24 protein-coding genes and 1 tRNA gene are annotated in these 26,980 nt (G+C 68.9%); 11 read left to right on the top strand and 14 right to left on the bottom strand.

The annotated features are described in order from the left end of the window. Positions 1-2: 2 nt before the first annotated feature. Positions 3-1,322 carry an MFS transporter gene (locus Ga0609869_RS02865; protein ID WP_125407979.1) on the bottom strand — a complete coding sequence of 440 codons (1,320 nt, stop codon included), beginning with the start codon at positions 1,320-1,322 and terminating at the stop codon, positions 3-5. A gap of 8 nt (positions 1,323-1,330) precedes the next feature. Further along, positions 1,331-1,591: a metal-sensing transcriptional repressor gene (locus Ga0609869_RS02860; RefSeq protein ID WP_125407981.1), complete on the bottom strand. Its 261-nt coding sequence runs from the start codon at positions 1,589-1,591 to the stop codon at positions 1,331-1,333. A gap of 231 nt (positions 1,592-1,822) precedes the next feature. Between Ga0609869_RS02860 and Ga0609869_RS02855 the strand changes: the two genes are divergently transcribed. Beyond that, positions 1,823-3,112 (top strand): MFS transporter, encoded by a 1,290-nt coding sequence (locus Ga0609869_RS02855; RefSeq protein WP_125407983.1) that lies wholly within the window; start codon positions 1,823-1,825, stop codon positions 3,110-3,112. A gap of 114 nt (positions 3,113-3,226) precedes the next feature. Here Ga0609869_RS02855 and Ga0609869_RS02850 read toward each other — a convergent pair whose 3' ends face one another. Continuing rightward, positions 3,227-6,283, bottom strand: coding sequence for a valine--tRNA ligase (locus tag Ga0609869_RS02850; protein ID WP_125407984.1), 3,057 nt, complete (start codon positions 6,281-6,283; stop codon positions 3,227-3,229). A gap of 437 nt (positions 6,284-6,720) precedes the next feature. On the opposite strand from Ga0609869_RS02850, the gene Ga0609869_RS02845 reads away from it, so the two are divergent. Next, positions 6,721-9,021: a xanthine dehydrogenase family protein molybdopterin-binding subunit gene (locus Ga0609869_RS02845; RefSeq protein ID WP_125407986.1), complete on the top strand. Its 2,301-nt coding sequence runs from the start codon at positions 6,721-6,723 to the stop codon at positions 9,019-9,021. Continuing rightward, on the top strand, positions 9,008-10,093 hold the full coding sequence (locus tag Ga0609869_RS02840; RefSeq protein ID WP_438826858.1) for a T6SS phospholipase effector Tle1-like catalytic domain-containing protein: 1,086 nt from the start codon (positions 9,008-9,010) through the stop codon (positions 10,091-10,093). Before Ga0609869_RS02845 ends, Ga0609869_RS02840 begins: the two co-directional genes overlap by 14 nt. Here the strand turns inward: Ga0609869_RS02840 and Ga0609869_RS02835 are convergent. Both Ga0609869_RS02835 and metF read right to left on the bottom strand, forming a co-directional pair. Further along, a complete protein-coding gene (locus Ga0609869_RS02835; protein ID WP_125407988.1) occupies positions 10,080-10,547 on the bottom strand; it encodes a PaaI family thioesterase in 468 nt (155 codons plus the stop codon). The genes Ga0609869_RS02840 and Ga0609869_RS02835 overlap by 14 nt on opposite strands. 38 nt (positions 10,548-10,585) lie before the next feature. Continuing rightward, positions 10,586-11,455 carry a methylenetetrahydrofolate reductase [NAD(P)H] gene (metF, locus tag Ga0609869_RS02830; RefSeq protein ID WP_125407990.1) on the bottom strand — a complete coding sequence of 290 codons (870 nt, stop codon included), beginning with the start codon at positions 11,453-11,455 and terminating at the stop codon, positions 10,586-10,588. A 99-nt stretch (positions 11,456-11,554) separates the two neighbouring features. Between metF and Ga0609869_RS02825 the strand changes: the two genes are divergently transcribed. From Ga0609869_RS02825 to Ga0609869_RS02815, 3 genes are all read left to right on the top strand, one after another. Next, the gene (locus Ga0609869_RS02825; protein ID WP_125407992.1) at positions 11,555-12,460 is read left to right on the top strand and encodes a LysR family transcriptional regulator; all 906 of its coding nucleotides are present in this window, start codon (positions 11,555-11,557) and stop codon (positions 12,458-12,460) included. Positions 12,461-12,780: 320 nt separating this feature from the next. Beyond that, the gene (locus Ga0609869_RS02820; RefSeq protein WP_125407994.1) at positions 12,781-13,569 is read left to right on the top strand and encodes an inositol monophosphatase family protein; all 789 of its coding nucleotides are present in this window, start codon (positions 12,781-12,783) and stop codon (positions 13,567-13,569) included. Positions 13,570-13,864: 295 nt separating this feature from the next. Then, complete coding sequence (locus Ga0609869_RS02815; RefSeq protein ID WP_369022831.1) at positions 13,865-14,227, top strand: hypothetical protein; 363 nt, start codon at positions 13,865-13,867, stop codon at positions 14,225-14,227. Positions 14,228-14,249: 22 nt separating this feature from the next. On the opposite strand, the gene Ga0609869_RS02810 is transcribed toward Ga0609869_RS02815, so the two are convergent. Together Ga0609869_RS02810 and putA are read right to left on the bottom strand one after the other, a co-directional pair. Next, on the bottom strand, positions 14,250-14,987 hold the full coding sequence (locus tag Ga0609869_RS02810; protein ID WP_125407996.1) for a rhomboid family intramembrane serine protease: 738 nt from the start codon (positions 14,985-14,987) through the stop codon (positions 14,250-14,252). Positions 14,988-15,017: 30 nt separating this feature from the next. Then, positions 15,018-18,473, bottom strand: coding sequence for a bifunctional proline dehydrogenase/L-glutamate gamma-semialdehyde dehydrogenase PutA (gene putA, locus Ga0609869_RS02805; protein WP_125407998.1), 3,456 nt, complete (start codon positions 18,471-18,473; stop codon positions 15,018-15,020). Between the two features lie 105 nt (positions 18,474-18,578). Here putA and Ga0609869_RS02800 point away from each other — a divergent pair, with 105 nt between their 5' ends. From Ga0609869_RS02800 to Ga0609869_RS02790, 3 genes are all read left to right on the top strand, one after another. Then, positions 18,579-19,055 (top strand): Lrp/AsnC family transcriptional regulator, encoded by a 477-nt coding sequence (locus Ga0609869_RS02800; protein ID WP_125408000.1) that lies wholly within the window; start codon positions 18,579-18,581, stop codon positions 19,053-19,055. 30 nt (positions 19,056-19,085) lie between these two features. After that, entirely contained in the window at positions 19,086-19,625 is a 540-nt protein-coding gene (locus Ga0609869_RS02795) for a tetratricopeptide repeat protein (protein WP_125408002.1), read from the top strand. Positions 19,626-19,677: 52 nt separating this feature from the next. Further along, a tRNA-Leu gene (locus tag Ga0609869_RS02790) sits at positions 19,678-19,760 on the top strand. Between the two features lie 104 nt (positions 19,761-19,864). On the opposite strand, the gene Ga0609869_RS02785 is transcribed toward Ga0609869_RS02790, so the two are convergent. The 3 genes from Ga0609869_RS02785 to Ga0609869_RS02775 are packed head-to-tail and all read right to left on the bottom strand — an operon-like array spanning position 19,865 to position 22,170. Then, the gene (locus tag Ga0609869_RS02785) at positions 19,865-20,686 is read right to left on the bottom strand and encodes an ABC transporter substrate-binding protein (RefSeq protein WP_438826857.1); all 822 of its coding nucleotides are present in this window, start codon (positions 20,684-20,686) and stop codon (positions 19,865-19,867) included. Between the two features lie 22 nt (positions 20,687-20,708). Then, entirely contained in the window at positions 20,709-21,440 is a 732-nt protein-coding gene (locus Ga0609869_RS02780; protein WP_245972383.1) for an ATP-binding cassette domain-containing protein, read from the bottom strand. A 22-nt stretch (positions 21,441-21,462) separates the two neighbouring features. Next, positions 21,463-22,170, bottom strand: coding sequence for an ABC transporter permease (locus Ga0609869_RS02775; protein ID WP_125408004.1), 708 nt, complete (start codon positions 22,168-22,170; stop codon positions 21,463-21,465). A gap of 165 nt (positions 22,171-22,335) precedes the next feature. Between Ga0609869_RS02775 and Ga0609869_RS02770 the strand changes: the two genes are divergently transcribed. Then, on the top strand, positions 22,336-23,475 hold the full coding sequence (locus tag Ga0609869_RS02770) for a putative sulfate/molybdate transporter (RefSeq protein WP_245972385.1): 1,140 nt from the start codon (positions 22,336-22,338) through the stop codon (positions 23,473-23,475). A 106-nt stretch (positions 23,476-23,581) separates the two neighbouring features. Continuing rightward, a complete protein-coding gene (locus tag Ga0609869_RS02765) occupies positions 23,582-24,481 on the top strand; it encodes a substrate-binding domain-containing protein (RefSeq protein ID WP_125408008.1) in 900 nt (299 codons plus the stop codon). Here Ga0609869_RS02765 and Ga0609869_RS02760 read toward each other — a convergent pair. Genes Ga0609869_RS02760 through Ga0609869_RS02745 form a run of 4 tightly spaced genes read right to left on the bottom strand, consistent with a single transcriptional unit; the run spans position 24,478 to position 26,960 of the window. After that, a complete protein-coding gene (locus tag Ga0609869_RS02760; RefSeq protein WP_125408010.1) occupies positions 24,478-24,975 on the bottom strand; it encodes a DUF6505 family protein in 498 nt (165 codons plus the stop codon). The genes Ga0609869_RS02765 and Ga0609869_RS02760 overlap by 4 nt on opposite strands. After that, positions 24,975-25,703 carry a biotin/lipoate--protein ligase family protein gene (locus tag Ga0609869_RS02755; protein WP_125408012.1) on the bottom strand — a complete coding sequence of 243 codons (729 nt, stop codon included), beginning with the start codon at positions 25,701-25,703 and terminating at the stop codon, positions 24,975-24,977. Before Ga0609869_RS02755 ends, Ga0609869_RS02760 begins: the two co-directional genes overlap by 1 nt. Then, positions 25,690-26,751 carry an Mrp/NBP35 family ATP-binding protein gene (locus tag Ga0609869_RS02750; RefSeq protein ID WP_125408014.1) on the bottom strand — a complete coding sequence of 354 codons (1,062 nt, stop codon included), beginning with the start codon at positions 26,749-26,751 and terminating at the stop codon, positions 25,690-25,692. The genes Ga0609869_RS02755 and Ga0609869_RS02750 overlap by 14 nt, the downstream gene beginning before the upstream one ends. Continuing rightward, a complete protein-coding gene (locus Ga0609869_RS02745) occupies positions 26,748-26,960 on the bottom strand; it encodes a DUF6494 family protein (RefSeq protein WP_125408016.1) in 213 nt (70 codons plus the stop codon). Before Ga0609869_RS02745 ends, Ga0609869_RS02750 begins: the two co-directional genes overlap by 4 nt. Positions 26,961-26,980: the final 20 nt, after the last annotated feature.

Genomic DNA, 26,980 nt, shown 5'->3' with positions numbered 1-26,980 from the left:
GCTCAATAGCCTTGGGCCCAGCGCGGATGATCGTCGTCGATGACGAACGTGTGGCTGTGGCGGCGCTCGCCGTCCAGATGCGGGTGGTCGAGCGGCAATTCGGGGTGCGTGTGTTCGACCTCGCGCGGGTCGTGTGGAGGCCAGAGATGCCGAGCGGCGGCGACCCCCAGCGCGGCCAGACCGGCGAGGGTGACCAGTGCCGCGCCCGCCCCCGCATGGGTCATCAGCAGGCCGGACAGGGGATAGGCGACCAGCCAGCACGCATGGCTGAGCGCGAACTGCGCGGCGAAAAGCGCCGGCCGGTCCTCGGGGCGGGCCGAGCGGCGCAAGAGCCGCCCCGACGGCGTCAGCACCGCCGAATAGCCCATGCCCACCGCCAGCCATGCCCCCAGCAGCGCCGGCCAGGACAGACCTGCAAGCGCCACGATCAGCGCCAGCGCCAGAAGGCTGGCCACCATCCCCGCCGCGCCGGTCAGCATTACCGGCCGGTCGGGCACCCGGTCCAGCAGGCGCGGCAGCGCCAGCGCGGACAGCATCGACCCGGCCCCGAAGGCGAGCATGGTCCACGCGACCGCGCTTTCGCCCAGCCCCAGCCCGCCGCGCACCAGCACCACGGTGTTGACCAGCACCATCGCCCCCGCCGCGGCGGCCGCGAGGTTCAGCGACAGCAACCCGCGCAGACGCGGGGTGGCCAGGTAGATGCGGATGCCGCGGGTGGTGCGGTCGTAGATGCCCCGCGGCGCCGACGGCTGCGGGCTGGGCAACAGCACCGAGACGACCAGCGCGGCCGACGCGACGAACCCGGCGACGGTGCCCAGAAACAGCGCATCGTAGGACAGCAGCGCCAGCAGCAGCGCGGCTAGCGTGGGGCTGGCGATGTTTTCCAGATCATAGGCCAGCCGTGACAGCGACAGCGCACGGGTATAGCGCGCCTCTTCGGGCAGAACGTCCGGGATCGTCGCCTGGAAGGTCGGCGTGAACGCCGCCGAGGCCGATTGCAGCACGAAGATCAGCGCGTAGACCTGCCAGATTTCGGTGACGAACGGCAGGCAAAGCGCGGCCATGGCACGTATGGCATCGAGCGCGACCAGCAGCGCGCGGCGCGGCACCCGGTCGGCGAAGGCGCCCGCGATGGGCGCGATGCAGACATAGGCCACCATCTTGATCGTAAAGACGGTGCCCAGCACCATGCCCGCCCCGTCGCCCGCCAGATCATACGCCAAGAGCCCCAGCGCGACCGTGGCCAGCCCCGTGCCCAAAAGCGCCACGACCTGCGCGGCGAAGAGGTGGCGGTAGGTGCGGTCGGCCAGGATCTCCAGCATGGGCGGCCTCACAGATAGCGGGCGATGGCCCTCAGTTCGTCGCGGTCCGCGGGCGAATGCTCTGCGTCGAGGCAATGGTCCATGTGATCGTGGATCAGCGCCCGCTTGGCGTTGCGGACCGCACTTTCCACCGCCTGCAATTGTTGCGCGACATCGGGGCAGGGCTTGCCGTCTTCGATCATGGAGATCACCGCACGCAAATGCCCCTCGGCCCGCAGGAGCCGGGCGATGACGGCAGGGTGGGTGGCGTGGGGTCGGGGTGGTGTCATGCGGCATTGATATCCCCCCCAGGGGGATGGATCAATACCGGATCCGCCTTGCTGACCGGGGCGCGATGGCAGGCCCGGAACGGCCGTGTCCGCGACCGGCGCCCGCTGTTTGACAGCAATGCCCGCCGGCGCGCGCGCATTTCGCCGCGCCCGGTTTTGTCCCCGCATCGCTGGCGTTTGCGACGCGTGGGCTTAAGTTGTACGCGCCACAGCAAGGAGCCCGTTTCGCCGATGCGCCTCTCCCAAAGCGGCCTGACCGATGCCGCCTTCGACCTGCTGGTGCAGGATAGCGACGCGCCTGCCCGGGACATTTCCGAAGGCGCGCGGGTTTCCGAGCCGCGCAATTTCCTGCGCCACGCCACCGCGCTCTCGATGACCAAGGTGGCCGACGGGCTGATCGACCCCAAGCTGGTGCTCAGCTGGCTGATGGGCGTGCTGGGCGCACCGGCGGCGCTGGTGGGCCTTCTCGTGCCGGTACGCGAGGCGGGGGCACTTCTGCCGCAGCTGTTCACCGCGCCGCGCATCCGCGCCATGGGCCGCCGCAAATGGGCCTGGGTGGCCGGCTCGGCGGGGCAGGGGGTGGCGGCGCTGGCGATCCTCGCGGCGGCGCTGACGTTGTCGGGCGCGGCGGCGGGCGCGCTGATCGTCGCGGCGCTGGCCGTGCTGGCGGTGGCCCGCTCGGTCGCATCGGTGTCTTACAAGGACGTGTTGGGCAAGACCGTGGACAAGGCGCGCCGGGGCACCGCGACCGGGCTGGCCGGCAGCGTGGCGGCGGCAGGCGTGCTGGTTTTCGCGGTCCTGCTGATGAGCGGCGCGGTAGACCGTCTGCTGCTGGTCTTCTTGGCCATCGGGCTGGCCGGGGCCCTGTGGCTGCTGGCCGCCGCGGTGTTCTCGACCATCGAGGAAGAGCACGACCCGGCAGAGCCCGGCGGCGGCGTGGGCCTGTCGCAGATCGCGTTGCTCTGGCGCGACCGGGGCCTGGGCCACTTCGTGATGGCGCGCATCCTGCTGCTGCCCACGGCGCTGGCGCCGCCCTACCTGGTGCTGCTGGCCGGGCAGGCGGGCGACGACCGGTTCGGCGCGCTGGGCGCGATGGTGCTGGCCTCGTCGCTGGCGGGGTTTGCGTCGTCCTTCGTCTGGGGGCGGCTGGCCGACCGGTCCAGCCGCTTGGTGCTGGCCTGTGCCGGCGCGGTGGCCGCGCTCTTTCTCGCGGGCGCCGTGGTGCTGGACGCGATGGGGACGATGGGCACGGTCTGGGCCGCGCCGGCAATGCTGTTCGGCCTTATGGTGGCCTACCAGGGCGTGCGGCTGGGCCGGTCGACCTACCTTGTGGACATGGCGCCGTCGGAAAACCGCGCGGTCTACACGGCGGTGGCCAATACCACGGTGGGCGTGGCGCTGTTGGCGGCCGGCGCCTTCGGCGCGCTTGCCTCCGTCGCCGGGCCGGCGGCCACGCTGGCGGTCTTTGCCGCGGTGGCGCTGGCGGGGGCCGCGCTGGCGCTGGCGCTGCGCGAGGTTTGAGGCGCGCGCGGACCAACCGGGCCGGCGGCGTGCCCGGTAGGGCTGCCCGGCCCGCGGGACGCTCGGCCAAGGCGCGGCGGGATGGCCCCGCCGGCGGGGCGTTCTGGCTGGCCCTCAGGCCAGCTCCGCCAGCCTTTCCAGCGCGGTGCGCAGCTTGGCGGCCTCGTCGGTCTTCGCGGCCGCGAGGTCGCGGGTTTCCTCGACCACCTCTTCGGGGGCGCTTTCCACGAATTTCGGGTTTTTCAGCCGCCCGGTGAGTCCGCCAAGCTCTTTCTCCAGCTTGGCCAGGGTCTTCTCCAGCCGGGCCTTTTCCTCGCCCACGTCGATGATGTCGGCCAAGGGCAGGGCAAAGGTGCCGCCCTCCACCGCGATGGTCACGCAGCCCTTGGGCAGCGTGTCGACCTCTGTCAGGCTCTCGACCCGCGCCAGCCGCTTGACCAGCGCCTCGTTGCGGGCCCAGGCATCGCGGCCGGCCGCGTCCAGCCCGGTCTGCAAAACCGGCACGTGCAGCCCCGCAGGCACGTGCATCTGCGCGCGGGCCGAGCGGATTTCCTCGATCAGGCCGATCACCCAGTTCATCTCGCGGTCGGCGGCCGGGTCCACCAACTCGGGCCCGTAGGTGGGCCAGTCGGCATGGACGAGCATCTTGGGCCGCGTGCCCAGCGTGCCCCAGAGTTCCTCGGTGATGAACGGCATCATCGGGTGCAGCAGGATCAGGCACTGGTCGATGACCCAGGCCATGGTGGCCCGCGTCTCGGCCCTTTCTGCCTCGGACCCGTCCAAGAGCAGCGGCTTGGAGAATTCCACGTACCAGTCGCAGACCTTGCCCCAGACGAAGGCGTAAAGCGCGTTCGCCGCGTCGTTGAAGCGATAGGCCGCCAGCGCCTCGTCGACGGTTTGCCGGACGCGGGCGGTTTCGCCGACGATCCATTTATTCACCGTCTCGGTCGGCTGCGGGACCGTGCCATCGCGGGCGTAGCCCTCGAACACGCCGTTCATCTCGGCAAAGCGCGCGGCGTTCCAAAGCTTGGTGCCGAAATTGCGGTAGCCGGCGATGCGCTGGGTCGACAGCTTCAGGTCGCGGCCCATCGCGGCCATGGACGTCAGCGTAAAGCGCACCGCGTCCGCCCCGTACTCCTCGATCAGTTCCAGCGGGTCAAGCACGTTGCCCAGCGACTTCGACATCTTCTTGCCCTTCTCGTCGCGGACGAGGGCGTGGACATAGACGGTGTGGAACGGGATCCGGTCGACCACGGCCAGCTGCATCATCATCATCCGGGCGACCCAGAAGAAGATGATGTCGAAGCCGGTGATCAGGACATCGGTGGGGAAGTATTTGTTGAGTTCGTCCGTCTGCTCGGGCCAGCCAAGCGTGCCGATGGGCCAGAGACCGGAGGAGAACCAGGTGTCGAGGACGTCGGGGTCGCGTTCCAAGTTGACGACATCGACCGACTGCGAGTTACCAGACTTATACCAACCACCGGACTGGCGATTTCCAAGACGGTAGCGTTGCTGCGTCGAAAGATCAGCAATATCGCTTCCACCCCAGTCAATTGTGACCGGACAGCCGTAGAATTTTTCCGCTTGCTTTTGGACTTCGTTCTCGCTGGACGCGCAGAATAAGATCGTTTCTTGTGTTTCCAACTGGCGTAGGACTTGGTCCAGTTCAGACCAGATTTCATCCTGTTTCGCCTTATCTTTCTCGATTTCCGCCGCATCCATTTGGGCAATAAGATCATACGACCTTTGGCTCAGCTCCTTGCTTGCGAGCGGCGGCCCGTACCAAACCGGAATCTGGTGCCCCCACCAGAGCTGGCGGCTGATGCACCAGGGCTCGATGTTTTCCAGCCAGTGGAAATAGACCTTTTCGTGCTGCTCGGGCAGGATTTTCGTCTCGCCCTTGCGGACGGCGTCCAGCGCGGGGCCGACGATCTTGGCGGTGTCCACGAACCACTGGTCGGTGAGGTAGGGTTCGATGGCGGTCTTGGACCGGTCGCCATGGGGGACCATGTGGCGGTCGCTGTCGATACCGTCGAGCCAGCCGTCATCGGTCGCCTCGTTGATGATCGCCTCGCGCGCCTCGTAGCGGTCGATGCCGTCGAGCCGCTCGATGGCCTTGGCCACCAGGTCGGGGTCGCAGCCCTCGGCGAACTCGGGGTTGTCCTTGAGGAACATCGCGGCGCGGGTGGTCATCACGTTGATGGCGCGCAGGTTGGTGCGTTGGCCAACTTCCCAGTCGTTGAAGTCATGGGCGGGGGTGATCTTGACCGCGCCGGTGCCCTTTTCCGGGTCGGCGTATTCGTCGGCCACGATGGGGATGGAGCGCCCGCAAAGCGGCAGGCGGACGGTCTTGCCGATCAGGTGCCTGTAGCGGGGGTCGTCGGGGTGCACGGCGACGCCGGTGTCGCCCAGCATGGTTTCGGGGCGCGTGGTGGCGACGACGAGGTAATCGCGCGTCTCATGGGCCGTTGGATTGCCGTCCTCATCCCACTCGACGGGGTGTTCGTAGGTCTCGCCGTTCTCCAGCGCATAGCGCAGGCGCCACATGTGGCCGTCGACCTCGACCTGTTCGACCTCGAGGTCCGAAATCGCGGTCTCGAAATGCGGGTCCCAGTTCACCAGCCGCTTGCCGCGGTAGATGTAGCCCTTGTCGTACATGTCCACGAAGACCTTGATGACGGCATCGTGGAAATTGCCCTCCTCGCCCGCGGGCGCGTTCGGGGCGCCGGACATGGTGAAGGCGTTGCGCGACCAGTCGCAGGAGGCGCCAAGGCGTTTGAGCTGGTTGATGATGGTGCCGCCGGACTGGCCCTTCCACTCCCAGACCTTGGCCAGGAACTCTTCGCGGGTGAAATCTCGGCGGGACTTGCCCTCTTTCGCCAGTTCACGCTCCACGACCATTTGCGTGGCGATCCCGGCGTGGTCCTGCCCCGGCTGCCACAGCGTGTCGAAACCCCGCATCCGGTGCCAGCGGACAAGGATGTCCTGCAGCGTGTTGTTGAACGCGTGGCCCATATGCAGGCTGCCCGTCACGTTGGGCGGCGGGATCATGATGCAAAAGGTTTCGGGGCGCGAGGCGTTGGCCCCGGCCTTGAAGCAGCCGGCCTTTTCCCAGGCGTCGTAGAGCCGCGCCTCGGCCTCGGCAGCGTTAAAGGTCTTTTCCATCGGCATCGGGGGCATCCTGCATCGTAAGGGCGTTGCCGGGTGATCTAGCGAAAGGGGGGGCCGAGGCCAACCCCCGGCGAGATTGAGCCACGGCGGCGATGGCCCCTTCTCTCGGGTTCCGGCGTCACTGTCCCGAGCGCCGGCAATTTGCGGGACGGACCGGCCTTATCGGCAGAGCGCACCGGTAGCCGCGTGGCGCCTGCCTGCGGCGAGGCGCTGCGCGGCGGCTTTGCATTGGTTGCGCGCGGGGTCAGTGCGCGGCCGCCGATGTCTACAAGGGGCTATCGCCAACCGTTGACCCTCTGCCACCGGCCCGGCGTCCCGTCCGCCGGTAGGGCAGGGCGCCCATGGGCGGCTGCCCGCACGCACCGAACGCCCCGGGGCTGGACAGCACGGCGCGGGCCGCTACCCTGCGCCGCAGGGAACCAAAGCGCGAGGGCGGCATGGACACGAAATTCGGGCAGAGCCAGACGGTGAAACGGTTCGAGGACGTGCGGCTGCTGACCGGGCACGGGCAGTTCGTGGACGACACCGCGCCCGAGGGCGCGCTTTTCGCCCACGTGCTGCGCTCGCCCGTGGCCCATGCCGAGATCACCGGGCTCGATGTGTCCGAGGCGCGGCAGATGCCCGGCGTGCATCTGGTGTTGATCGCGGCCGACCTGGAAGAGGCCGGCGTCGATCTGAACATGAAGGCCACCGTGGTCAAGAACCGCGACGGCAGCCGCGGTGCGGCGCCCGAACGCCCGCTTCTGGCGCGCGGCAGGGTGCGCTTCGTTGGTGAGCCGGTGGCGATGGTGGTGGCCGAAACGCTGGACCAGGCGCGCGACGCGGCCGAGGCGATCGGCTTTGATTTCGAGGAACTTGAGCCGCATCTGGACCTCGCCGAAGGAGGGTTCGAAATCCACCCCGAGGCGCCCGGCAACCTGGCCTACGACTGGGCGCTGGGCGACGAGGAGGCGGTGAACGCGGTCTTTGCCGCGGCCGCCCGCACCGTGCGGCTGGAGGTGCCCGACAACCGGATCATCGTCAATTCGATGGAACCCCGCGGCGCCTGGGCGGAATGGGATGGCGACCGGCTGCATCTTTGCGTCAACGGGCAGGGCGTTTGGGGGCAGAAGACCAAGCTTGCCGCGATGCTGCACCTGCCAGAAGAGGCGGTGCGCGTGACCACGCCGGATGTGGGCGGCGGTTTTGGCATGAAGGGGATGACCTACCCGGAATATTACGTCATCTCCCACGCCGCGCGGGTGCTGGACCGCCCGGTGCGCTGGATGTCGGAACGGACCGAGGCGATGCTGACCGACAATGCCGGGCGCGATCTGGTGTCGGTGGCCGAGCTTGCCTTTGACGCCGATCACAGGATCACCGGCTACCGCGTCACGACGCTGTCCAACCTCGGCGCCTACAATTCCGAGTTTGCCCAGCCGATCCAGTCGCAACTGTTCTCGCGGGTGCTGACCGGGCCCTACGACATCCGGGCGGCGTTCGTCGCCGCCAAGGGTATTTTCACCAACACCACCCAGGTCGATGCGTATCGCGGCGCGGGACGCCCCGAGGCGATCTACGTGCTGGAACGCGCCATGGACATGGCCGCGCGCGAGCTGGGGGTCGATGCCTGGGAGTTGCGCCGCAAGAACTTCATCGCGGCGGACGCCTTTCCCTACAAGACCCAGTCGGGCGAGCTCTACGACGTGGGCGATTTTCCCCGCGTCCTCGACCGGGTGCGCGAGGCGGCCGATATCGCGGGCTTTGCCGCGCGCCGCGACCAGAGCGAGGCGCAAGGCAGGCTGCGGGGCCTCGGCCTTTGCTATTACATCGAGTCGATCCTGGGCGATCCGACCGAGGGCGCCGAGGTCGAGTTCTGCGAGGACGGCACCGTCAACCTTTATGTCGGGACCCAGTCGAACGGGCAGGGGCACGAGACGGTCTATGCCCAGTTCCTGTCCGACCAGTCGGGCATTTCCGTCGACAAGATCCGCGTGATCCAGGGCGACAGCGACCTGATCGCCAAGGGCGGCGGTACCGGCGGGTCGCGTTCGGTCACGACCCAATCGAACGCGACTCTGGCCACGGTGGAAAAGATGGTGGCCGCCTTCACCCCCTTCGTGGCCGGCGAGATGGGCGTCGACGAGGGCGCCGTGGGCTTTGAGGACGGCACTTTCCGCGCGTCGGGCTCCAACCTGACGCCAACGCTGGCCGAGGCCGCCCAGATGGCCCGCGCCAAGGGCCGCGAGGAATTGCTCAGGCACAAGGGCGAATACACCCTGCCGGGCCGGTCCTTTCCCAACGGGGCCCACGTGGCCGAGGTGGAAATCGACCCCGAGACCGGCGTGACGCGGGTCGTCAGATACACCGTCACCGACGATTTCGGGAACCTGATGAACCCGATGCTGGCCGAGGGGCAGGTGCATGGCGGCGTCGCCCAGGGCATCGGCCAGGCGATCTGCGAACGCGTGGGCTATGACGAGTATGGCCAATTGCTCACGGCAACGTTCATGGACTACGCGATGCCTCGGGCGGACGATATTCCTATGGTAACGTTCACCACAGAGCCCGTGCCCTCGACCGCCAACCCGCTTGGCATGAAGGGCTGCGGCGAGGCCGGCACCGTGGGGGCGCTGGCCGCCGTGGGCAACGCGGTGCTCGACGCGCTGTGGGACCGGGGCATACGCCAGGCCGACATGCCGTTCACGCCCAACCGGGTGTGGGCGATGCTGAACGGGAGGGATATTGCGGCTGAATGAGCGGATCACTCACTGGCTGCGCCGCCCCAGCTCAGGGGCGGCACGGGCCAGGCGTGCCGGCCGCAAGGCGCTCAACCATGTGATCCTGCTCGACGGTACGCTCTCGTCGCTCGAACCCGGGAACGAAACCCATGTGGGCCGCACCTACAAGCTGTTATGCGACTTGCCCGCCGCCGCGCCGGTGTCGATCTATTACGAGCCGGGCATCCAGTGGCCCGATTGGCAACGCACCCATTACGTGGCCGCGGGCCGCGGGATCAACCGTCAGATCCGCCGCGCCTACGGCTATCTGGCCTCGCGCTACCGCCCCGGCGACCGCATCTTCCTGATCGGGTATTCGCGCGGCGGCTACGCGGTGCGCTCGCTCGCCGGCGTGATCGACCGGGTGGGCCTCTTGCGCGCCGAAGAGGCGACCGAGCGCAACGTGCTGACCGCCTATCGTCATTACGAATCCCAGGCGCAATCCCCTGCCGCAAAGGTCTTTTCCGAGCGTTACTGCCACCCGCTGGCCGAGGTCGAGATGCTGGGCGCCTGGGACACGGTCAAGGCGCTGGGCCTGCGGCTGCCGCTGTTGTGGATGCTCACCGAGGAACGCCACGCCTTTCACAACCATGAACTGTCGCCGGTCGTGCGCCATGGCTATCACGCGCTGGCGCTCAACGAGACGCGGGAGGTGTTCGAGCCGGTGCTCTGGCACTGCCCGCCGGGCTGGCAGGGCCATGTCCAACAGGTCTGGTTCCGCGGCTGCCACGGCGATGTGGGCGGGCATCTCGGCGGGCTGACCGAGGCACTGCCGCTGGCGCATATCCCGCTGGTCTGGATGCTGGAGCGGATGGAAGAGTGCGGTCTGCCGCTGCCCGAGGGCTGGCGCGACCGGTTCCCCTGCGATCCGAACGCGCCCTCGGTGGGCACCACCCGGGGCTGGGGCAAGCTTTTCCTGCTGCGCCGTCCCCGGGTGGTGGGGCAGGACCCGTCCGAGGCGCTGCACGAAACCGCGCTCGGGGCGCCGGGGGCCGATGGGTTGCCGCTTGCGGGGCAGGCGGCCGGGCCGCAGCCGCTCAGCCTGTCATGATCAGGCAGGTGGTCGAGCCGCCGGCGTAGAGCTTTCCGTCATTCGCCCCGCGCACCTCTGCCACGGCCACGCCGGTGCGCCGCCCGCCATGCTGCACGCGGCCCACCGCCTCGACCTCCAGCCCGGGGCGCGCCACGCGGGCGATGTTGATCTTGTATTCCAGCGTGGCGTGGTAGGCGCCGGCGGGCACCTCGGTCATCACCGCGCAGCCCATCGCCGCATCCAGCAGCGTGCCGTACCAGCCGCCATGGGTCGTCCCGGTGACGTTGCCGTGTTCGGGGCGCGGGCAGGCGCGAAAGGTCGCCTCGCCCGGTGCGACGCCGATCAGCGCGATGCCCATCAATCCCCAGATCGGCGGCGGCGCGATCTCGCCCCCCAGCATGGCGGTGAGGTATTCAAGCCCGCTGAGACGGATCAGCCGGTCGCGGTCGAAGCTTTCGGGTGTCTCGGTCATGCCTGCCGCCTATCGCGTGCGGCGGGGACAGTGCAAGCTCAGGCGACCTTTTCCAGATGCGCCTCGGGCTGCACGCCCAGCGCGTGGCAGATGTCGCGGGTCAGCCCCGGCTTGTTCAGCGTGTAGAAGTGGAAATCCTGCACGCCGCCGGCCATCAGCTCGGAGCATAGCTCTGTGGCGATCGCCGTGCCCAAGAGCGTCTCGCGTCCGTCGCGCTTGGCCTTTTCAAAGGCATCGTCCAGCCAGTCCGGGATATGCGCGCCGCAGCCCTCGGCAAAGCGGCGCACGCCGCCCCATTTCTCGATCGGCAGGACGCCGGGGATAATCCTGGAGCCGTCGATCCCCTCTTTCTCGCAGGCGTCCCGAAAGCGGAAGAACGTCTCGGCCTCGAAGAAGAACTGCGTAATGGCCGAATCGGCCCCGGCCTCGAACTTGCGCTTCAGCCAGCGGACATCGTCGCCCTTGGCCCGCGCCTCGGGGTGGGGGTCGGGATAGGCGCCCACGCGGATTTTGAACTTGCCGGTCTCGGCAAGGGCCTCGACCAGCTCGCAGGAATTGGAAAAGCCATCGGGATGGGGGGTGAAGCTGCCCTGCCCCTTGGGCGGGTCGCCGCGGAGCGCCACGATCTCGGTCACGCCGGCCTCGGCGTAGGACTTGACGATCTCCATCGTCTCGGCGCGGCTGGCATCGACGCAGGTCAGGTGCGCGGCGACGTTCAGCTTGTAATGCTTGTGGATCGTCTCGACCGCGTCATGGGTCAGCTTGCGGGTGGTGCCGCCCGCGCCGTAGGTGACCGACACGAACTCCGGTTTCAGCGCAGAAAGCGCCTGCACGGTCTCCCACAGGCGAAAGCTCGCCTCAAGCGATTGCGGCGGGAAGAATTCGAAGGACACGCGGGGGGCGGACATGGGGAATGCTCCGGGTTCTCGGGTTTCGCAGCTTGTCGCACAGGAGAACATGTGAAACAAACTCATAGTTCTCAACAAGAATATGAAGATCGCGACAATATGCATCTGGAACTGCGCCACTTGCGAACGATCAAGGCGATCCATGACACCGGCGGGCTGGCCCGCGCGGCCGAGCGGCTGCACATCACCCAGTCGGCGCTGTCACACCAGGTCAAGGGTCTGGAAGAACAGGTCGGGCTGGAGCTGTTCCTGCGCCGCACCAAGCCGCTGAAGCTGTCTCCGGCGGGCCAGAAACTGCTGCGCCTGGCCGAGCGGGTGCTGCCCGAAGTCGAGGCGATGCAGCAGGAATTCGAGGCGATGAAGGCCGGCAAGTCCGGGCGGCTGCATATCGCGCTGGAATGCCACGCCTGCTACGACTGGTTGTTGCCGGTGCTCGACGTCTTCCGCAAGGCCTGGCCAGAGATCGATGTCGACATCCGCGCGGGCCTGTCCTTCGACGCGCTGCCGGCACTGATGCGCGAAGAGGTCGACCTGGTAATCTCGTCCGACCCCGAAGAGATCGACGGCGTCAGCTTCGCGCCGCTTTTCGATTACGAGCCGGTCTTCGTCTGCGCGGCAACCCACCCGCTGGCGAAAAAACGCGTGATCGAGGCCGAGGACCTGGCCGACCAGACGCTCATCGCCTACCCGGTGGACCGCGCGCGGCTGGATGTCTTCAAGATGCTTCTCGACCCCGCCCGGGTCGAGCCGCGCGCGGTGCGGCCGGTCGAGCTGACCGCGGTGATCCTGATGCTGGTAGCCTCGGGCCGCGGCGTGACGGTGCTGCCCGACTGGGTGGTGCGCGAGGCCCGCGGCGATACCGACCTCGCGGTGCGGCCGCTGACCGAGGGCGGGCTGACCCGCCGGATGTACGCCGCCACCCGCGCCGAGGATGCCGGCAAGGCGTTCATGGCGCATTTCATCCGCCTGGCCCGCAGCGAACCGGTGAAGCTGCAAAGGGCTTGAGGGGAAAGGGCTTCTTCACGGATCGGCTATGTCCAGGATAGCTCCTTCAACATATTTCAGCGCTCCTTTCAGAAATTGATCGGGGCCGCTGGCCCGGGAAAAAGCCGAAGGCGCCGGGCCGGTGCCGGCCCGTCCCGCTGGGCTGGCGTTTTTGTTGGCGTTGGCGCAAAGCTGGGGTCGAAGAGGGTCTTGGCTGGTATCAGCTGTTCGGCGCCGGTGCTGCGGCGCCATTTCATGGGCCGGCGCTGACCCGCCCACCCCTTGCCCCTTGGCACCGCCCCCCGGCGCGTGTAAGGCCCGCCTCAAGCAAGGAGTCCCCCATGCAAGGCAGTGCCAATCTCAACATCATGATCAAGGCCGCGCGCAAGGCGGGCCGCAGCCTGGTCAAGGATTTCCGCGAGGTCGAGAACCTGCAGGTCTCGATGAAGGGGGCGGGCGATTTCGTCAGCCGTGCCGACACGGCCGCCGAGACGATCCTCAAGGACGAGTTGCGCGGCGCGCGGCCCAATTACGGCTGGCTGGGCGAAGAGACCGGCGGCGCGGACGGCGAAGACCCGACACGGCGCTGGATCGTCGATCCGCTGGACGGCACCACCAACTTCCTGCACGGCCTGCCCCATTGGGCGGTCTCCATCGGGCTGGAACACAAGGGCGAGATCGTTGCGGGCGTCGTCTTCGACGCGGCCAAGGACGAGATGTTCGTCGCCGAAAAGGGCGCGGGCGCCTGGATGAACGACACCCGCCTGCGCGTCTCGGGCCGGTCGAAGATGATCGAGGCGATCTTTGCCACTGGCGTGCCCTTCGGCGCCAAGAAGACCCTTCCGGCCACGTTGCACGATCTCGGGCGGCTGATGCCCCAATGCGCGGGCGTCCGGCGCTGGGGATCGGCCGCGCTCGATCTGGCCTATGTGGCCGCCGGGCGCTACGACGGCTACTGGGAACGCGAGCTCAACGCCTGGGACATCGCCGGCGGCCTGATCCTGGTGCGCGAGGCCGGCGGCCTTGTCGGCCCGGTCCGCGAAGGCCACGACCCGCTGGAACATGGCGACGTTCTGGTCGCCAACCCGGCCATCTACGACAATTTCGCGGCCGTGATCCGCGGCACGTAATCACCGCTTGCGCGTCGGGCAATCGCCACAATCTTCTGCAACTTTAACGATATGACACTGTTTGGTCATATCCGGGCGCCGTTTCGCGCCTTTCAGCACGACGAGAGCGGTGCGGCCGTCCTCGACTGGATCGTGCTGACCGCGGCCAGCGTCACGCTCGGCCTTGCGGCGATAACGTTCGTCCAGGGCGGCACGGCAGACCTGGCGCAGGATACCGCAGACACCATTGCGGCCATCGAGCCGGGTGCGCCCGCACCCGGTCGGGATGGGGACGGCAGCGGCGGCGGAAGCGGCGGTGGCGGTGGAAGCGGTGGCGGTGGAAGCGGCGGCGGTGGAAGCGGAAGCGGAAGCGGCAGCGGCAGTGGAAGCGGAAGCGGAAGCGGAAGCGGAAGCGGCGGCGGCAGCGGAAGCGGTGGCGGCGGCAGTGGCAGCGGTAGCGGCGGCGGTGGCGGCAGCGGCAGCGGCAGCGGAAGCGGCAGTGGCAGCGGAAGCGGCAGTGGCAGCGGAAGCGGTGGTGGCGATAGCCGGGGCCGCAGTGACGACGTCCGCGACAACAATGGCGACCGCGGTCGCCGCACCCGAGACCGTGACCCCTACGGCGCTCGGCGCCGCTAGGGCGGCCAAGCGCCAGGCCGCGTGCTGCCTTCGGATTTCATGACGGGTTCAGGGCCAGGGTGCCCCTAGCGCCGGCGCACCCGCGGAATCGGCGTGCGGCGATAGACGACCTCTGGATGCGGCGGGTGGCCGTGGTTGCGCGCCCAATAGGCCGGGCCGCCAAGCCTCAGCCAGACCGGCAGGATGAACAGCATCCCCGCGGCAAAGCCGCCCGCGTGGGCCCAATAGGCCACGCCCCCTTCCTGCGGGCCCGCGGCTGCGCCCAGCACGACCTGCAGCACGAACCAGACCCCCAGCATCAGCCAGGCGGGCACCGGGATCACCCGGAAGATGATCACGATGATCAACAGGATGTCGACCCGCGCCTTGGGAAAGAGCAGCAGGTAGCCGCCCATCACCCCTGCAATGGCCCCCGAGGCGCCGACCGTGGGCACCGCCGACATCGGCTCGGCCGCGAATTGCGCCAGCCCCGCCGCCAGGCCGCCGGCCAGGTAGAACAGCAAAAAGCCGGCATGGCCCAGCGCCTCTTCCAGGTTGTCGCCGAAGATCCATAAGAACAGCATGTTGCCGGCCAGGTGCATCAGCCCGCCATGCAGAAACATCGAGGTGAAGAGCCCGTGCACCATCTGGCCGTCCGAGACCGCCGCGGGGATCAGCGCCCAATCGTAGAAAAAGGCGTTCAGCCGCGCGGGGTCGGAGAACATCGGAAAATAGCTGGCGAAGATCAGCACGTTGGCAGCGATCAGCGCGAGCGTGACATAGGGCGTTTTGGACGAGGGGTTGTGATCGCGGATTGGAAACATGGGGTTAGGCTAGCCCCTCTGCCCCCCCGGTCAAGCGGAACCGACCTCGGCCAGGAGCGCCGCGTTGCCGCCCGAGGCGGTGGTGTCGATGCACAGGTGCCGCTCCAGCCGCACGCGGCCCGCGTCGGGCGCCTCGGTGATGAGCGGCAGGATCGGCCCGTCGCGGCGGGCGAGGGCCCGTTCGCAGGCGCGACCCGTTTCGGCGTCGCCCCACCATAGCGCGCCGCCAAGGCCGGTGAGCGTGCTCAGCGCCTCGGGGGGCAGGGCGCCGTGCACCGCCACGCCGCGCCCGCCCAGCGCCTCGACCGCCGCGCGCTGCCGGTCTGCCGCGTCGCGGCCGGGACCAAGGCACAGAAGCGGCGGGCGGGTAAACCGGCTGAGCCGGTTCGACTCGCCCGTGGGCCCCGGCAGGGGCAGCGCATCGAGCCGGACCTCGCCCGCCGCCGCGTCGAGCGCGGCCTGCACGGCGCTGGGCCGGGCCTGGCCCTCGGACGCGGCGTTGACCGTCTCGGGCGCCCCGGCGGTAAAGCGCGCCAGGTAATCGGGCCCGCCCGCCTTGGGCCCGGTGCCCGACAGCCCCTCGCCGCCGAAAGGCTGGCTGCCCACGATGGCCCCGATCTGGTTGCGGTTGACGTAGAGGTTGCCGACCTTGAGCCGCTCGGCGACGTGCTGTACCCGGTCGTCGATGCGGCTGTGCAGGCCGAAGGTCAGCCCATAGCCCTTGGCGTTGATCGCGTCGATCACGGTGTCCAGCGCCTCGGCGCGGTAGGTGGCGATGTGCAGGACGGGGCCGAACACCTCGCGGTCGAGATCCTCGATCCCGCCGACACGGACCGCGACGGGGGCCAGGAAATGCCCCGCGGCGGGCACCTCGCCCTGCCACAGCACGCGGCCTTCGCCGCGGGCCGCCTCGACATAAGCGGCGATCTGGGCCTTGGCGTCGGCGTCGATCAGCGGGCCGGTATCGGTTGAAAGCGACCACGGATCGCCCGGCGTCAGCTCGGCCATCGCGCCGAAAAGCATTTTTTGAAACCCCTCGGCGATGTCTTCCTGCACATAGAGACAGCGCAACGCCGAGCAACGTTGACCGGCGGACTGAAAGGCCGAGGCCAGGATGTCGCGCACTGCTTGCTCGGGCAGGGCGGTGCTGTCCACGATCATCGCGTTCAGGCCCCCGGTCTCGGCGATCAGCGGCGTCCCCGGCGCCATCGTATCGGCCATCGCCCGTCGGATCGCCTGGGCGGTGTCGGTCGAGCCGGTGAAGGCGACCCCGTCAATGCGGGCGTCCGAGGTCAGCGCGGCGCCCACCGTGGGCCCGTCGCCGGGCAGCAGTTGCAGCGCGCTGCGCGGCACCCCGGCGCGATGCAGCAGCCCGACCGCGAAATGCGCGATCAGCGGCGTCTGTTCGGCGGGTTTGGCCAGCACCCCGTTGCCCGCCGCCAGCGCCGCCGCGATCTGGCCGGTAAAGATCGCCAGCGGAAAGTTCCACGGCGAGATGCAGGCAAAGAGCCCGCGCGCGGGGCGGTCGGCGGCTTCGCCCTCGTCCGCGTAAAAGCGCAGGAAATCCACCGCCTCGCGCAGCTCGCCCACGGCGTCGGGCAGGGACTTGCCGGCCTCGCGGGCCACGATCGCGAAGATCGGGCCGAACGCGTCCTCGTAAAGATCGGCGGCGCGGCGCAGGGTTTCCGCCCGCTCGGCGGCCGGGGCCTCCCACCGGCGCGCGGCGGCCAGCGCGGCCTCGACATCGGCGGGCGAGGCGTGGGCGACATGGCCCACGATGTCGGACGGGTCGGCGGGGTTTTCCACCTCTTTCGCGGTCTCGGGCTGCGCCGTGCCGGCGATCAGCGGCGCGGCGTCGAACCGCGCCGCGCGATGCGGCGCGCGGGCGGCCTCGATCTCGTCCAGGTGGGGGCCGTGGGCCAGATCCCAGCCCCTGGAATTGCGCCGGCCGGGACCGAACAGTGCCGGCGCGCGGCGGATGGCGGGGTGTTCGGGCGCGCCAAGATGCGCCTCGATCTCGGCAAAGGGGTCGGCTGCGACCTCTTCGGGCGGCACCGCCTCGTCGACGATCTGGTTGACGAAAGAGCTGTTGGCGCCGTTTTCCAGCAGGCGCCGCACGAGGTAGGCCAAGAGGTCGCGATGGGCGCCGACCGGCGCGTAGATGCGGCAGCGGCTGCCGGTCTCGCGCCGCATCACCAGGTCGTGCAGCGTCTCGCCCATGCCGTGCAGGCGCTGGAACTCGAAGGCGTCGCGGTCCGCGCCCATCTGGAGGATCGCCGTGACGCTATGGGCGTTATGGGTGGCGAATTGCGGGTAGAGCCGGTCGGTCATGCCCAACAGCTTGCGCGCGTTGGCAAGATAGCTGACATCGGTCGCCGCCTTGCGGGTGAAAACCGGGAAGCCGTCGACGCCCTCGACCTGCGCGCGCTTGATCTCGGTGTCCCAGTAGGCGCCCTTCACGAGGCGCACCATGAAGCGGCGGTCTTCCTCTTCGGCGAGGCGGTAGAGCCAGTCGATCACCTGGCCCGCGCGCTGCCCATAGGCCTGCACCACCACGCCGAACCCGTCCCAGCCGGCGAGGCGGGGGTCGCGCACCACCCGGGCGATCACCTCCAGCGACAGGCTCAGCCGGTCGGCCTCTTCCGCGTCCACGTTCAGGCCCATGCCGGCCTCCTTGGCCTGAAGCGCAAGCACCAAAAGGCGTGGGGCCAACGCGTCCATCACCCGCCCGCGCTGGGCCACCTCGTAGCGCGGATGCAGCGCCGAGAGCTTGACCGAGATGCCCGGGTTCGACCGGACGTCGCCCGAGGTGGCGGCGGTGCCGATTTCCGCGATGGCGGCGCTGTAGGCGGCCATGTAACGGTCTGCGTCGGCCATGGTGCGCGCGGCCTCGCCCAGCATGTCGTAGGAATAGGTGTATCCCTTGGCCTCCATGCCGCTGGCGCGGTCCATCGCCGCCTGGATCGTCTCGCCAAGCACGAATTGCCGGCCCATCTCGCGCATCGCCCGGCCCACGGCGGTGCGGATCACCGGCTCGCCCAGCCGCTTGACCGCGCCGCGGAGCGTGGAGGCCAGCCCCGGCTCGGGCTTTTCCAGCACGCGCCCGGTCAGCATCAGCGCCCAGGTCGAGGCATTGACCAGCGGCGAGGCGGATTTGCCCAGGTGCCGCCCCCAGTCGCTGGGCGCGATCTTGTCCTCGATCAGCGCGTCCATCGTTTCGGCATCGGGCACGCGCAGCAGCGCCTCGGCCAGGCACATCAGCGCGATGCCCTCTTCGGTCGAGAGGCCGTATTCGGCCAGAAACACCTCCATCAGGCCGGGCTGGTCGGTCTCGCGGATGGCGCGCACCAGATCGGCGGCACCGACGGCGATGCGCGCGCGGGCCTCGGGGGCGAGCGCGGCGTCGTCGATCAGCCGGGCCAGCACCTGGCCCTCGTCGGCATAGGTTTCGTTCTCGATCGCGGCGAGCATCGTGTCGGGGGACATGGCGGGCCTCCTTGCGTTTGAGGCAGTATACAGATGTATTCGAAGTTGGTTTGATCCGATATGATCGATTTCGAAGCCGAAAAGCCCAAATCGGAAAGGTTTTATATGCCGAACGAACTTCCGGCCCTCGATCGCTTCGACCGCGCGATTCTGCATGTCCTCTCGACCGAGGGCCGGATCAGCATTGCCGAGCTCGCCCGGCGGATCGGGCTGTCGAAGACCCCAACCCAGGCGCGGCTGAGGCGGCTGGAGGCCGAGGGCGTCGTCGCCGGCTACCGCGCGCTGATCGACCCGGTGCGGCTGGGGCTCGACCACGTCGCCTTCGTCGAACTCAGGCTGAACGATACCCGCGAGGCGGCGCTTTCGGCATTCAACGCCGCGGTGCGCGCGATCCCTGAGGTCGAGGAATGCCACATGATCGCCGGCGGGTTCGATTACCTGCTGAAGGTGCGCACCGCAGACATGGCCCGCTACCGCGAGGTGATGGCCGAACGCATCTCGGCGCTGCCCCACGTCGCCAACAGCTCGACCTACGTGGCGATGGAGGCGGTCAAGGACAGCGCCGTCGCAAACGTGAATTGACCGGAGCCGCGGCTGTGGCAGGCTGGTGTCATGCGTCTGATCCTCGCCCTTTGCTGCCTCGCCGCGCCGGCCCTGGCCGAGACCTGCCCGCCAGCGCCCGACCATTCCGCGGAAGTCCAGGACCTCTTGGCGCAGGCACGCGCGGCGCCCGACGAGACCGCCGCCCGCCCGCTGACGGCGCGGATGTGGGAGCTGTGGACCGACGCGCCCGACACCTATGCGCAGGAATTGCTCGACGAGGGGATGGACCGCCGCGCGTCCTATGACTTTGCCGGCGCGATGAAGGCGCTCGACGCGCTGGTGGACTATTGCCCGGACTATGCCGAGGGCTACAACCAGCGCGCCTTCGTTCATTTCCTGCGCCAGGACCACGCACCCGCGCTCGACAACATCGAGCAGGCGCTCGACCGCAACCCGGACCATCTGGGCGCGCTGATCGGCCAGGCGCTGGTGTTGATGCATATGGGGCGGGTGGACGAGGGCCAGGCCGCCCTGCGCGAGGCGGTGCGCCGCCACCCCTGGATCCCCGAACGCGCGATGCTGCTGCCCGAGCCCGGGCAAAAGCTTTAGGCCCGCCGCGCCGCTTTCCTTCCCCGCCGCCCCCGGCTATCGTCCGCGCCGCGCCCGCGTGGTGGAAGTGGTAGACACAGGGGACTTAAAATCCCTAGGCATCGCGCCGTGCCGGTTCGAGTCCGGCCGCGGGCACGTTAATTTCCATTCGGAAAGAATGGATTTCCGGCGGCGACAGCGTCCCCCGTGATGCCCCGGACCTCTCGTCAGGATAGGTCAGACACCGCCTGAGCGAGACCTCATTGCGGTGCGTTCGGGAAGAATAGCTGCTGTTCGGCAACCCTGTAATCCGCGATCGCAGCTTGGCCTTCGGCGGACAACAGCCAGTCGATGAAGGCTTGTCCGCCTTCGGCATTCACGCTTGGGCATTTCTCGGGGTTCACGAGGATCACGCCGTATTGGTTGAAGAGATCCTCGTCGCCCTGCACCTGGATTTCGTAGTCCTGCTTGTTTGCGAAGCTGATCCAGGTCGCGCGGTCGGTCATCACGTAGGCGCCCATCCCGATCCCGGTATTCAGCGTTGCGCCCATGCCCGACCCGGTTTCGCGATACCAGCCGCCCGAGGCGGTTGTCGGGTCGATGCCGGCCTCGGCCCAGAGCGCGCGTTCCTTCTTGTGAGTGCCGGAATCGTCGCCGCGGGAGGCGAAGAGGGCGCCCGACCCGGCGATCTTGTCCAACGCGGCCTCTACATCCGTCATGCCGCCCACGCCGGCCGGATCGTCGGCGGGGCCAACGATCACGAAATCGTTGTACATCAGGTCGGTCCGGGCGACCCCGCCGCCCTCGGCCACGAATGCCTCCTCGGCGGGTTTCGCATGCACCAAGAGGACGTCGCCGTCGCAGTTCGTGGCATTCTTGATTGCCTGGCCGGTGCCCACGGCGACCACGTTGACCCGTATCCCGGTCTTGTCCTGAAACATCGGCAGAAGATAGTCGTAAAGGCCCGAATTCGCGGTCGAGGTCGTCGACTGCACCAGGATCGCGCCATCCTTCGCATGGGCCGGCAGGGCGAGGGCCACGAGGGCGATGGCTGTCGCAAGCACTGTCTGGCGGGTTCTCAAGGTGTCTTCTCCCTTCTTGCGGTCACATCACGAGGCGGCCGGCGAGATGCGCGCGCGCCAGTTCCGTATCGGGTTGGTCGAAAAAGCCCTTGGCGGGCTTGTGTTCGACCACCCGGCCGCGATGCAGGAATACGACATCGTCGGCCATGCGCCGTGCCTGTCCGACATCGTGGCTCACGAAGATCACCCGCACGCCCTGCCGGGCGGTGTCGCGGATGATGGACTCGAACAGATGAACCGAGGTCGGGTCGAGGCTTGCGGTCGGCTCGTCGAGGAGCAAAACCTCCGGTCCGGTCGCCAGGGCCCGGGCGAGGGCGACGCGCTGCTGCTCGCCGCCCGACAAGAGCCGTGCGGCCTGTCCCGCCTTGTCCGACAGCCCGACACGGTCCAGTAGCGCATCGCGCTGGCGGGCGTCGCCCTTGCGCGCCCGCAGCACGAAATCGACATTGGCCGCCACCGACCGGCGCAACAGGACGGGTTTTTGAAAGACCAGCGCCTGGCGGCGCGTCACCGATGCCGACATCGGGTGTCCGCCCCAGCAAATCCTGCCCGCGCTCGGGGCGATCAGCCCGTGCAAGAGGCGCAGGAGCAGGCTCTTGCCGGCCCCGTTCGGCCCCATGACCATGGTGATGCCCTGGCCTCCGATCGTCAGGTCCAGGCCCGAGATCAGCTGCTTTCCGCCGAGCGCGAGGCCGAGGCCGCGCACCTTTAGCGGCACCAGGGACGGGCCGGATGCGGCGGCCGGTGCGGCCATCGGTGCCGAGCGGAGGGCGGCCTCATGCATAGGCATGCCGCACGGCCGTCAGCCGCACCCCCTGCACCACGACATTCACCGCAAGCGCGATGGCCATCAGGACGAGGCCCAGCGCCAGCGCAAGCGCAAGGTCGCCCTTCGAGGTCTCGAGCGCGATGGCCGTGGTCATGACGCGCGTCAGGTGGTCGATATTGCCGCCGACGATGATGACCGCGCCCACCTCGGCAATGGCGCGGCCAAAGCCCGCAAGGGCGACGGTGAGCAACGAGTAGCGCGCATCCCACAAAAGCGCCCGAACGATCTGTCCCCGCGACAGGCAAAACGATCGGAACTGTTCGGCATATTCGCTGTGCAGGTCTTCCAGCACCTGGCGCGACAGGGCGGTCACGATGGGCGTGATCAGGAGGGTCTGCGCGATGATCATCGCGGTCGGGGTATAAAGAAGCCCGAGAAAGCCCAGCGGCCCCGCGCGCGAGAGGTGCAGGTAGACCAACAGCCCCACCACCACCGGCGGCAGACCCATCAGCGCGTTGACCGCAACGATCACCGCCTGCCGGCCACGAAACCGCGTCACGGCCAGCACCGCGCCCAGCAGCAGGCCGACGACGCAGGACAGGGCCGTCGCGGTCAGGCTGACCCTGAGCGACAGCAGGACGATCTCGATAAGATCACCATCACCCGATGCAACAAGTGAAACGGCCATCCCAACGGCCTCGCCGAAATCCTGCATAATTTCCTCCCAGATGCAGATTTTCCGGACATCGGAAGGGTAGGGCGTAAAATGCAACATCGCAAGAGGGGCCCGGCCCGGTTTGGCAGGCCGCCCGGACCGACCCGGCACCGCTCGACAGCACGGGTCCGGTGCCGATACCATCCAGGGCAGGGAGGGACGGGATTGGACCGAAGCTTCGCCTTCGACCTGCACGAGACCAGCGGCGCGTTCGGCGACCTGGGCACGCTGCTGCCGCTGGTGATCGGGGCGGTCGCCGTCGGAGGGCTGGCCGCCACGCCGGTCCTGCTGGGCTTCGGCGTCTTCTACATCGCAACCGCGCTGGTTTACCGGGTGCCGGTGCCGGTACAACCGATGAAAGCCGTGGCAGCGGTGCTGCTGGCGCATGAGGTCTCGGCGGGGTCGGTGGCGGTGGCCGGGGTCGCCGTCGGCGCCGTGTTGCTGGTTTTGGGCGCTACCGGATGGATCGACCGTCTGGGCCGGCTGGTGCCGCACTCGGTGCTCGCCGGCCTGCAACTCGGGCTGGGCATCGCGCTTGCGCTGGTGGCGCTGCGCCTGATGGGGGATACCCCGCTCGTTTCCGTCCTGGCGCTGTCGCTTCTGGCGCTGCTGATCGCTGCGCGGCGGCTGCCTGCGACGCTTGTTTTTCTGGGGCTTGCCGTTGCCGTTGGGTGGGCGGCCGGCCTGCCCGGCGTGGACATGCCGGAGGGGACCGGCGCGCCGTGGACCGCGCCCTCCTGGCCGGGGCTCGACGCGGTGCGGCTGGGCGTCGGCGCCCTTGCCCTGCCGCAGCTTTCGCTGACCCTGACCAACGCGATTTTGCTTACCGCCCTCGTCGCGCAGGATCTGCACGGCGAGCGGGCGGCCCGGGTCACGCCCCGGCGCCTGTGCCTGACATCGGGACTTGCGAACCTTGCGCTCGCCCCCCTCGGCGCGCTTCCGATGTGCCATGGCGCGGGCGGGGTGGCGGCGCATTACCGCTTCGGCGCCCGCACCGGCGGGGCGCCGCTGCTCCTTGGGGCGACGCTTCTGGGCCTGGCGCTGCTGCCCGGGGGCTGGGGCATGGCTCTGATCGCAAGCGTTCCGGCCGCGGCCCTTGGGGCCTTGCTGATGGTGACGGCCGTACAACTGGCGGCAAGCCGGCGCCTGATCGACTGCCGGCCCTCTTGCCGCCCGGTCATCGCTGCGACCGCCGCTGCGACCGTCCTGCTCAACCCCTTCGCCGGTCTGGTCGTCGGCGCTGTGGCCGAGGCCGCGCGCGCCGCGCTCGTTGGACGCCGCCGCCCGCGGGATCGGGCGCTGTGACGGGCCGCGCGGGGGGCCGCGTTGCCGGCCATGGACCGGCCCGCCGGCCTGGACTAAGACTCGGGCACCCCGGCACAGAGCCGGACGAGGGAGCATGTGCAGGACCATGACAGAGGTCGACGAGAACAGGGCGGCACCGGAATTCCTGACCGTCCGGGAACTGGCAGAGCTGTTGCGGATCAAGGAGCGCAAGGTCTACGAACTGGCGGCCTCGGGCGAGGTTCCGGTGTCCCGCGTCACCGGCAAGCTGCTGTTTCCCGAGCGCGATATCCGCGCCTGGATCGCCGGCGGCAGCAGCGGCGGCCCCGCCGGCCCGGCCGTCCGGCGGCCCGACATCTTTCTGGGCAGCCATGACCCCCTGCTCGATTGGGCCATCCGCCAGTCCCGCTGCGGCCTGGCCACGCGATTCGACGGCAGCCTCGACGGGTTGTCGCGCTTTGCCGCCGCTGAGGGCGTGGCCAGCGGGCTGCACATCCGCGATGCCGCGTCGGGGGAATGGAACCTGCCCCGCGTCGCCGCGGCCTGCGCCGACCAGAACGCGGTGCTCGTCGCCTGGGCCCGGCGCCGCAAGGGGCTGGTGGTGCGGCCGGAGGACAAGGGCAGGATCGGCTCGATCGCCGATCTGGTCGGGCGCACCGTCGTTCCGCGACCGCCCGAGACCGGAACCCAGGCGATGCTGGAGGACCTGCTCGCCGCCGAGTGCCTGGACCCCGCCGACCTGTCCTTCTGCGAAAGCGCCCCGACCGAGGATGACGCTGTGCGCGCGGTCGCCCAGGGCGGGGCCGAAATCGCCTTCGGGCTTGAATCGGGCGCCCGGCTTTTCGGCCTGCATTTCGTGCCCGTCGTCGAAGAGCGGTTCGATCTGCTGGTCGACCGCGCCGCCTGGTTCGAGCCGCCGCTGCAGCGGCTTCTGGCCTTCTGCGGGACCGACAGCTTCCGTGCCCATGCCGCTGCGACGCCTGGCTACGATATCTCCGAGCTTGGCACCGTGCGCTGGAACGCCTAGACGGATCCGTCGGGCGTGTCGGGGCCGCCGTGTATGGCGACGAGTTCTATCTCGGCCTCGGCGGGGGTGATCGCGCGAAAGCTCTCCTTCACACCGGTCCCGGTCAGCTCGCGCTGAACCAGCAGCAGGACGTTCGGGTCGTGATCGGCGCATAGCTCTTGCATGAAGGCCAGTTCCTCTCGCGCCACCGGCAAGGCCGTATCCACATCCGGCGCGCCATAGATCGTCACGAAATGCTCGGCCAGGCGGCGGGTCACGGCCTCCAGCTCGGCCGCTTCGATGGCGGTCACGGCCACCAGCGTGGCCCGGCCGAAGCTGTCCAGCGAGAGCCACCCATTGGCGAAGGACTGCCTTGCCTTGCCGGCCAGGTCTGCCTCGCTCCAGTTGGAAAACTCGAACCCGCCGGGGATCGCCCATTCGCCGCTCTCGGCGGGCCGGGCGAAGATGTTCGCGTCGCTGTCGTCGAGGCGGATGGTGCGGGCAAGTTTCTGCATCAGACCTGTTCCAGCATCCCCGTCAGCGGCAAGGCCCGCGTCTGCCCCCCGACTTTGAGCACCAGCCCCCCGCCTTCGTCAAGGCCGAGCGCCCGGCCGGTCAGCGCCGCGCCGTCATGGGCCACCGTCACCTCCTGCCCCAGCGCGTAGAACCGCCCGCGCCAGCTTTCGTGCAGCCGGCCCATCCCCGTTTCCAGCCATTCGTGTATCCAGACCAGCGTGTGCCGGGCCCAGCTTTCCAGCAGGCGCAGGGGCACGATGTCGGCGCAGCCTTCTTCCCAAAGGGTGGTCCGGTCGGGGTCTTCCCCCGGTTCGGTGTCGCGGGGGGCGAAGATGGGGATGTCGAGCCCGATGACCAGCCAGCCGGGCACGGCGTCCGGCCGGCCGGTCGAGGCCGCGGCCCGGATCGCGCCGCACCGGGCGCCGTTGATGCGGATGCCCCCGGGCCAGTCGAAATGCACGGCGACCTCGGACGGCGCGAGCGCGCCGAAGGCATCGGCGAAGCCGTTGGCGACGGCGAACACCATCGCCATCGCTTCGCCGAGCGGCGCCTCGGGCGCCAGCACCAGCGCCGCCGACAGGCGGTCGGGCCGCACGCGGTGGACGACCAGCCCGGCATCGGTGCCGGCGCGGGCCCGGGCCACGGCCACCGTCAGCGGATCGCCATCCGTCGCCTCGCCCGTCATCAGGGGCGGCAGGCTGGGCGGGCCGGTATCAGACCAGTCCATCGGCGATCAGCTTGCGCGCGATGGCGCGGAAGGCCTGGGCCTCGGGGCTTTCGGGTTTCGACACGACGATCGGCGCGCCGCCGTCGCCGGCGCGCCGGATCTCGAGATCGAGGGGGATTTCCCCGAGAAAGGGCACCCCAAGGCGCTCGGCGTTCTCGCGCGCGCCGCCATGGCCGAAAATCTGCGTCTCGCCCCCGCAATGGGGGCAGATGAAGGTCGACATGTTCTCGATCATGCCCAAGACCGGCGTGTTCATCTTTTCAAACATGTTCAGCGCCTTGCGCACGTCCAAAAGCGCGATGTCCTGCGGGGTGGAGACGACGATGGCGCCCGCCAACTCGGTCTTCTGCGCCAGGGTGAGTTGCACGTCGCCGGTGCCCGGCGGCAGATCGACCAGCAAAACGTCCAACTGTCCCCATTTCACCTGGCCCAGCATCTGCTGCAGCGCGCCCATCAGCATCGGCCCGCGCCAGATCACGGCCTCGTCCTCCTGCGTCATCAGCCCCACCGACATCAGCGTCACGCCGTGGTTGCGCAGCGGCAGGATCGTCTTGCCGTCGGGCGAGGCGGGCCGGCCCGACACCCCCAGCATCCGCGGCTGCGACGGGCCGTAGACATCGGCGTCGAGCAGCCCCACCTTCTTGCCCTCGGCCACGAGCGCGACGGCCAGGTTGGCGGCCACGGTCGACTTACCCACACCGCCCTTGCCCGAGGCGATGGCGATCACCGCATTGACGCCCTCGGGTTTCCGCGGGCCCGCCGCGGGCCGGGCGCCGCCCTTCAGGTCGGGCGGGGCCGGCGCGGAATGGGCGGTCAGCACCACCGTGACATTGCCCGCGCCGGCAATCTCTTCCAGCGCGGCGAGCGCCTGTTTGCGCACCGGTTCCATGGCCGCGCCCTGATCGGGTGCGATCTCGAGAACGAAGCGCACGCGGCCCTCCTCGACGGTCAGGGCCCGCACCATGTCGGAGGCGACGAGATCGGTTCCCGTCGCCGGGTTCGCGATACCCTTAAGAACCTCCAGAACGGCCTCGCGGGTCAGGCTCAAGCGGGGTCTCCGATGGCGATGTCGCCTTCGACCACATGGGTCATGTCCAGCGCCTCGATGGTCAGCACCATACGGGCGGTGACCTTTCCGGCCGGAAGGGTGCCGGCCTCCTGCGCCTTGCGCACGGCCGCCTCGATTTCCTGCTGCGAGGTCACGCCGACCTGTTTCAGGAACTTCCGCATCGACATGTTGAAGTCTTCATCGCTCATGACCGATCCTCCCGGGTTTG

This window comes from Rhodovulum iodosum (assembly GCF_041020385.1).
GTDB classification, from domain to species: domain Bacteria; phylum Pseudomonadota; class Alphaproteobacteria; order Rhodobacterales; family Rhodobacteraceae; genus Rhodovulum; species Rhodovulum iodosum.
This window is presented reverse-complemented; position numbering and strand designations above follow the sequence as displayed.

Bases quoted from the DNA above. Each gene is read 5' to 3' on its own strand.
- Ga0609869_RS02780 (WP_245972383.1), bottom strand. From the start codon at position 21,440: ATGGCCGCACCGGCCGCCGCATCCGGCCCGTCCCTGGTGCCGCTAAAG.
- Ga0609869_RS02810 (WP_125407996.1), bottom strand. From the start codon at position 14,987: ATGTTTCCAATCCGCGATCACAACCCCTCGTCCAAAACGCCCTATGTC.
- metF (WP_125407990.1), bottom strand. From the start codon at position 11,455: ATGTCCGCCCCCCGCGTGTCCTTCGAATTCTTCCCGCCGCAATCGCTT.
- Ga0609869_RS02795 (WP_125408002.1), top strand. From the start codon at position 19,086: ATGCGTCTGATCCTCGCCCTTTGCTGCCTCGCCGCGCCGGCCCTGGCC.
- Ga0609869_RS02765 (WP_125408008.1), top strand. From the start codon at position 23,582: ATGACAGAGGTCGACGAGAACAGGGCGGCACCGGAATTCCTGACCGTC.
- Ga0609869_RS02745 (WP_125408016.1), bottom strand. From the start codon at position 26,960: ATGAGCGATGAAGACTTCAACATGTCGATGCGGAAGTTCCTGAAACAG.
- Ga0609869_RS02845 (WP_125407986.1), top strand. From the start codon at position 6,721: ATGGACACGAAATTCGGGCAGAGCCAGACGGTGAAACGGTTCGAGGAC.
- Ga0609869_RS02755 (WP_125408012.1), bottom strand. From the start codon at position 25,703: ATGGACTGGTCTGATACCGGCCCGCCCAGCCTGCCGCCCCTGATGACG.
- putA (WP_125407998.1), bottom strand. From the start codon at position 18,473: ATGTCCCCCGACACGATGCTCGCCGCGATCGAGAACGAAACCTATGCC.
- Ga0609869_RS02760 (WP_125408010.1), bottom strand. From the start codon at position 24,975: ATGCAGAAACTTGCCCGCACCATCCGCCTCGACGACAGCGACGCGAAC.
- Ga0609869_RS02835 (WP_125407988.1), bottom strand. From the start codon at position 10,547: ATGACCGAGACACCCGAAAGCTTCGACCGCGACCGGCTGATCCGTCTC.
- Ga0609869_RS02860 (WP_125407981.1), bottom strand. From the start codon at position 1,591: ATGACACCACCCCGACCCCACGCCACCCACCCTGCCGTCATCGCCCGG.
- Ga0609869_RS02800 (WP_125408000.1), top strand. From the start codon at position 18,579: ATGCCGAACGAACTTCCGGCCCTCGATCGCTTCGACCGCGCGATTCTG.
- Ga0609869_RS02865 (WP_125407979.1), bottom strand. From the start codon at position 1,322: ATGCTGGAGATCCTGGCCGACCGCACCTACCGCCACCTCTTCGCCGCG.
- Ga0609869_RS02855 (WP_125407983.1), top strand. From the start codon at position 1,823: ATGCGCCTCTCCCAAAGCGGCCTGACCGATGCCGCCTTCGACCTGCTG.
- Ga0609869_RS02850 (WP_125407984.1), bottom strand. From the start codon at position 6,283: ATGCCGATGGAAAAGACCTTTAACGCTGCCGAGGCCGAGGCGCGGCTC.
- Ga0609869_RS02820 (WP_125407994.1), top strand. From the start codon at position 12,781: ATGCAAGGCAGTGCCAATCTCAACATCATGATCAAGGCCGCGCGCAAG.
- Ga0609869_RS02825 (WP_125407992.1), top strand. From the start codon at position 11,555: ATGCATCTGGAACTGCGCCACTTGCGAACGATCAAGGCGATCCATGAC.
- Ga0609869_RS02775 (WP_125408004.1), bottom strand. From the start codon at position 22,170: ATGCAGGATTTCGGCGAGGCCGTTGGGATGGCCGTTTCACTTGTTGCA.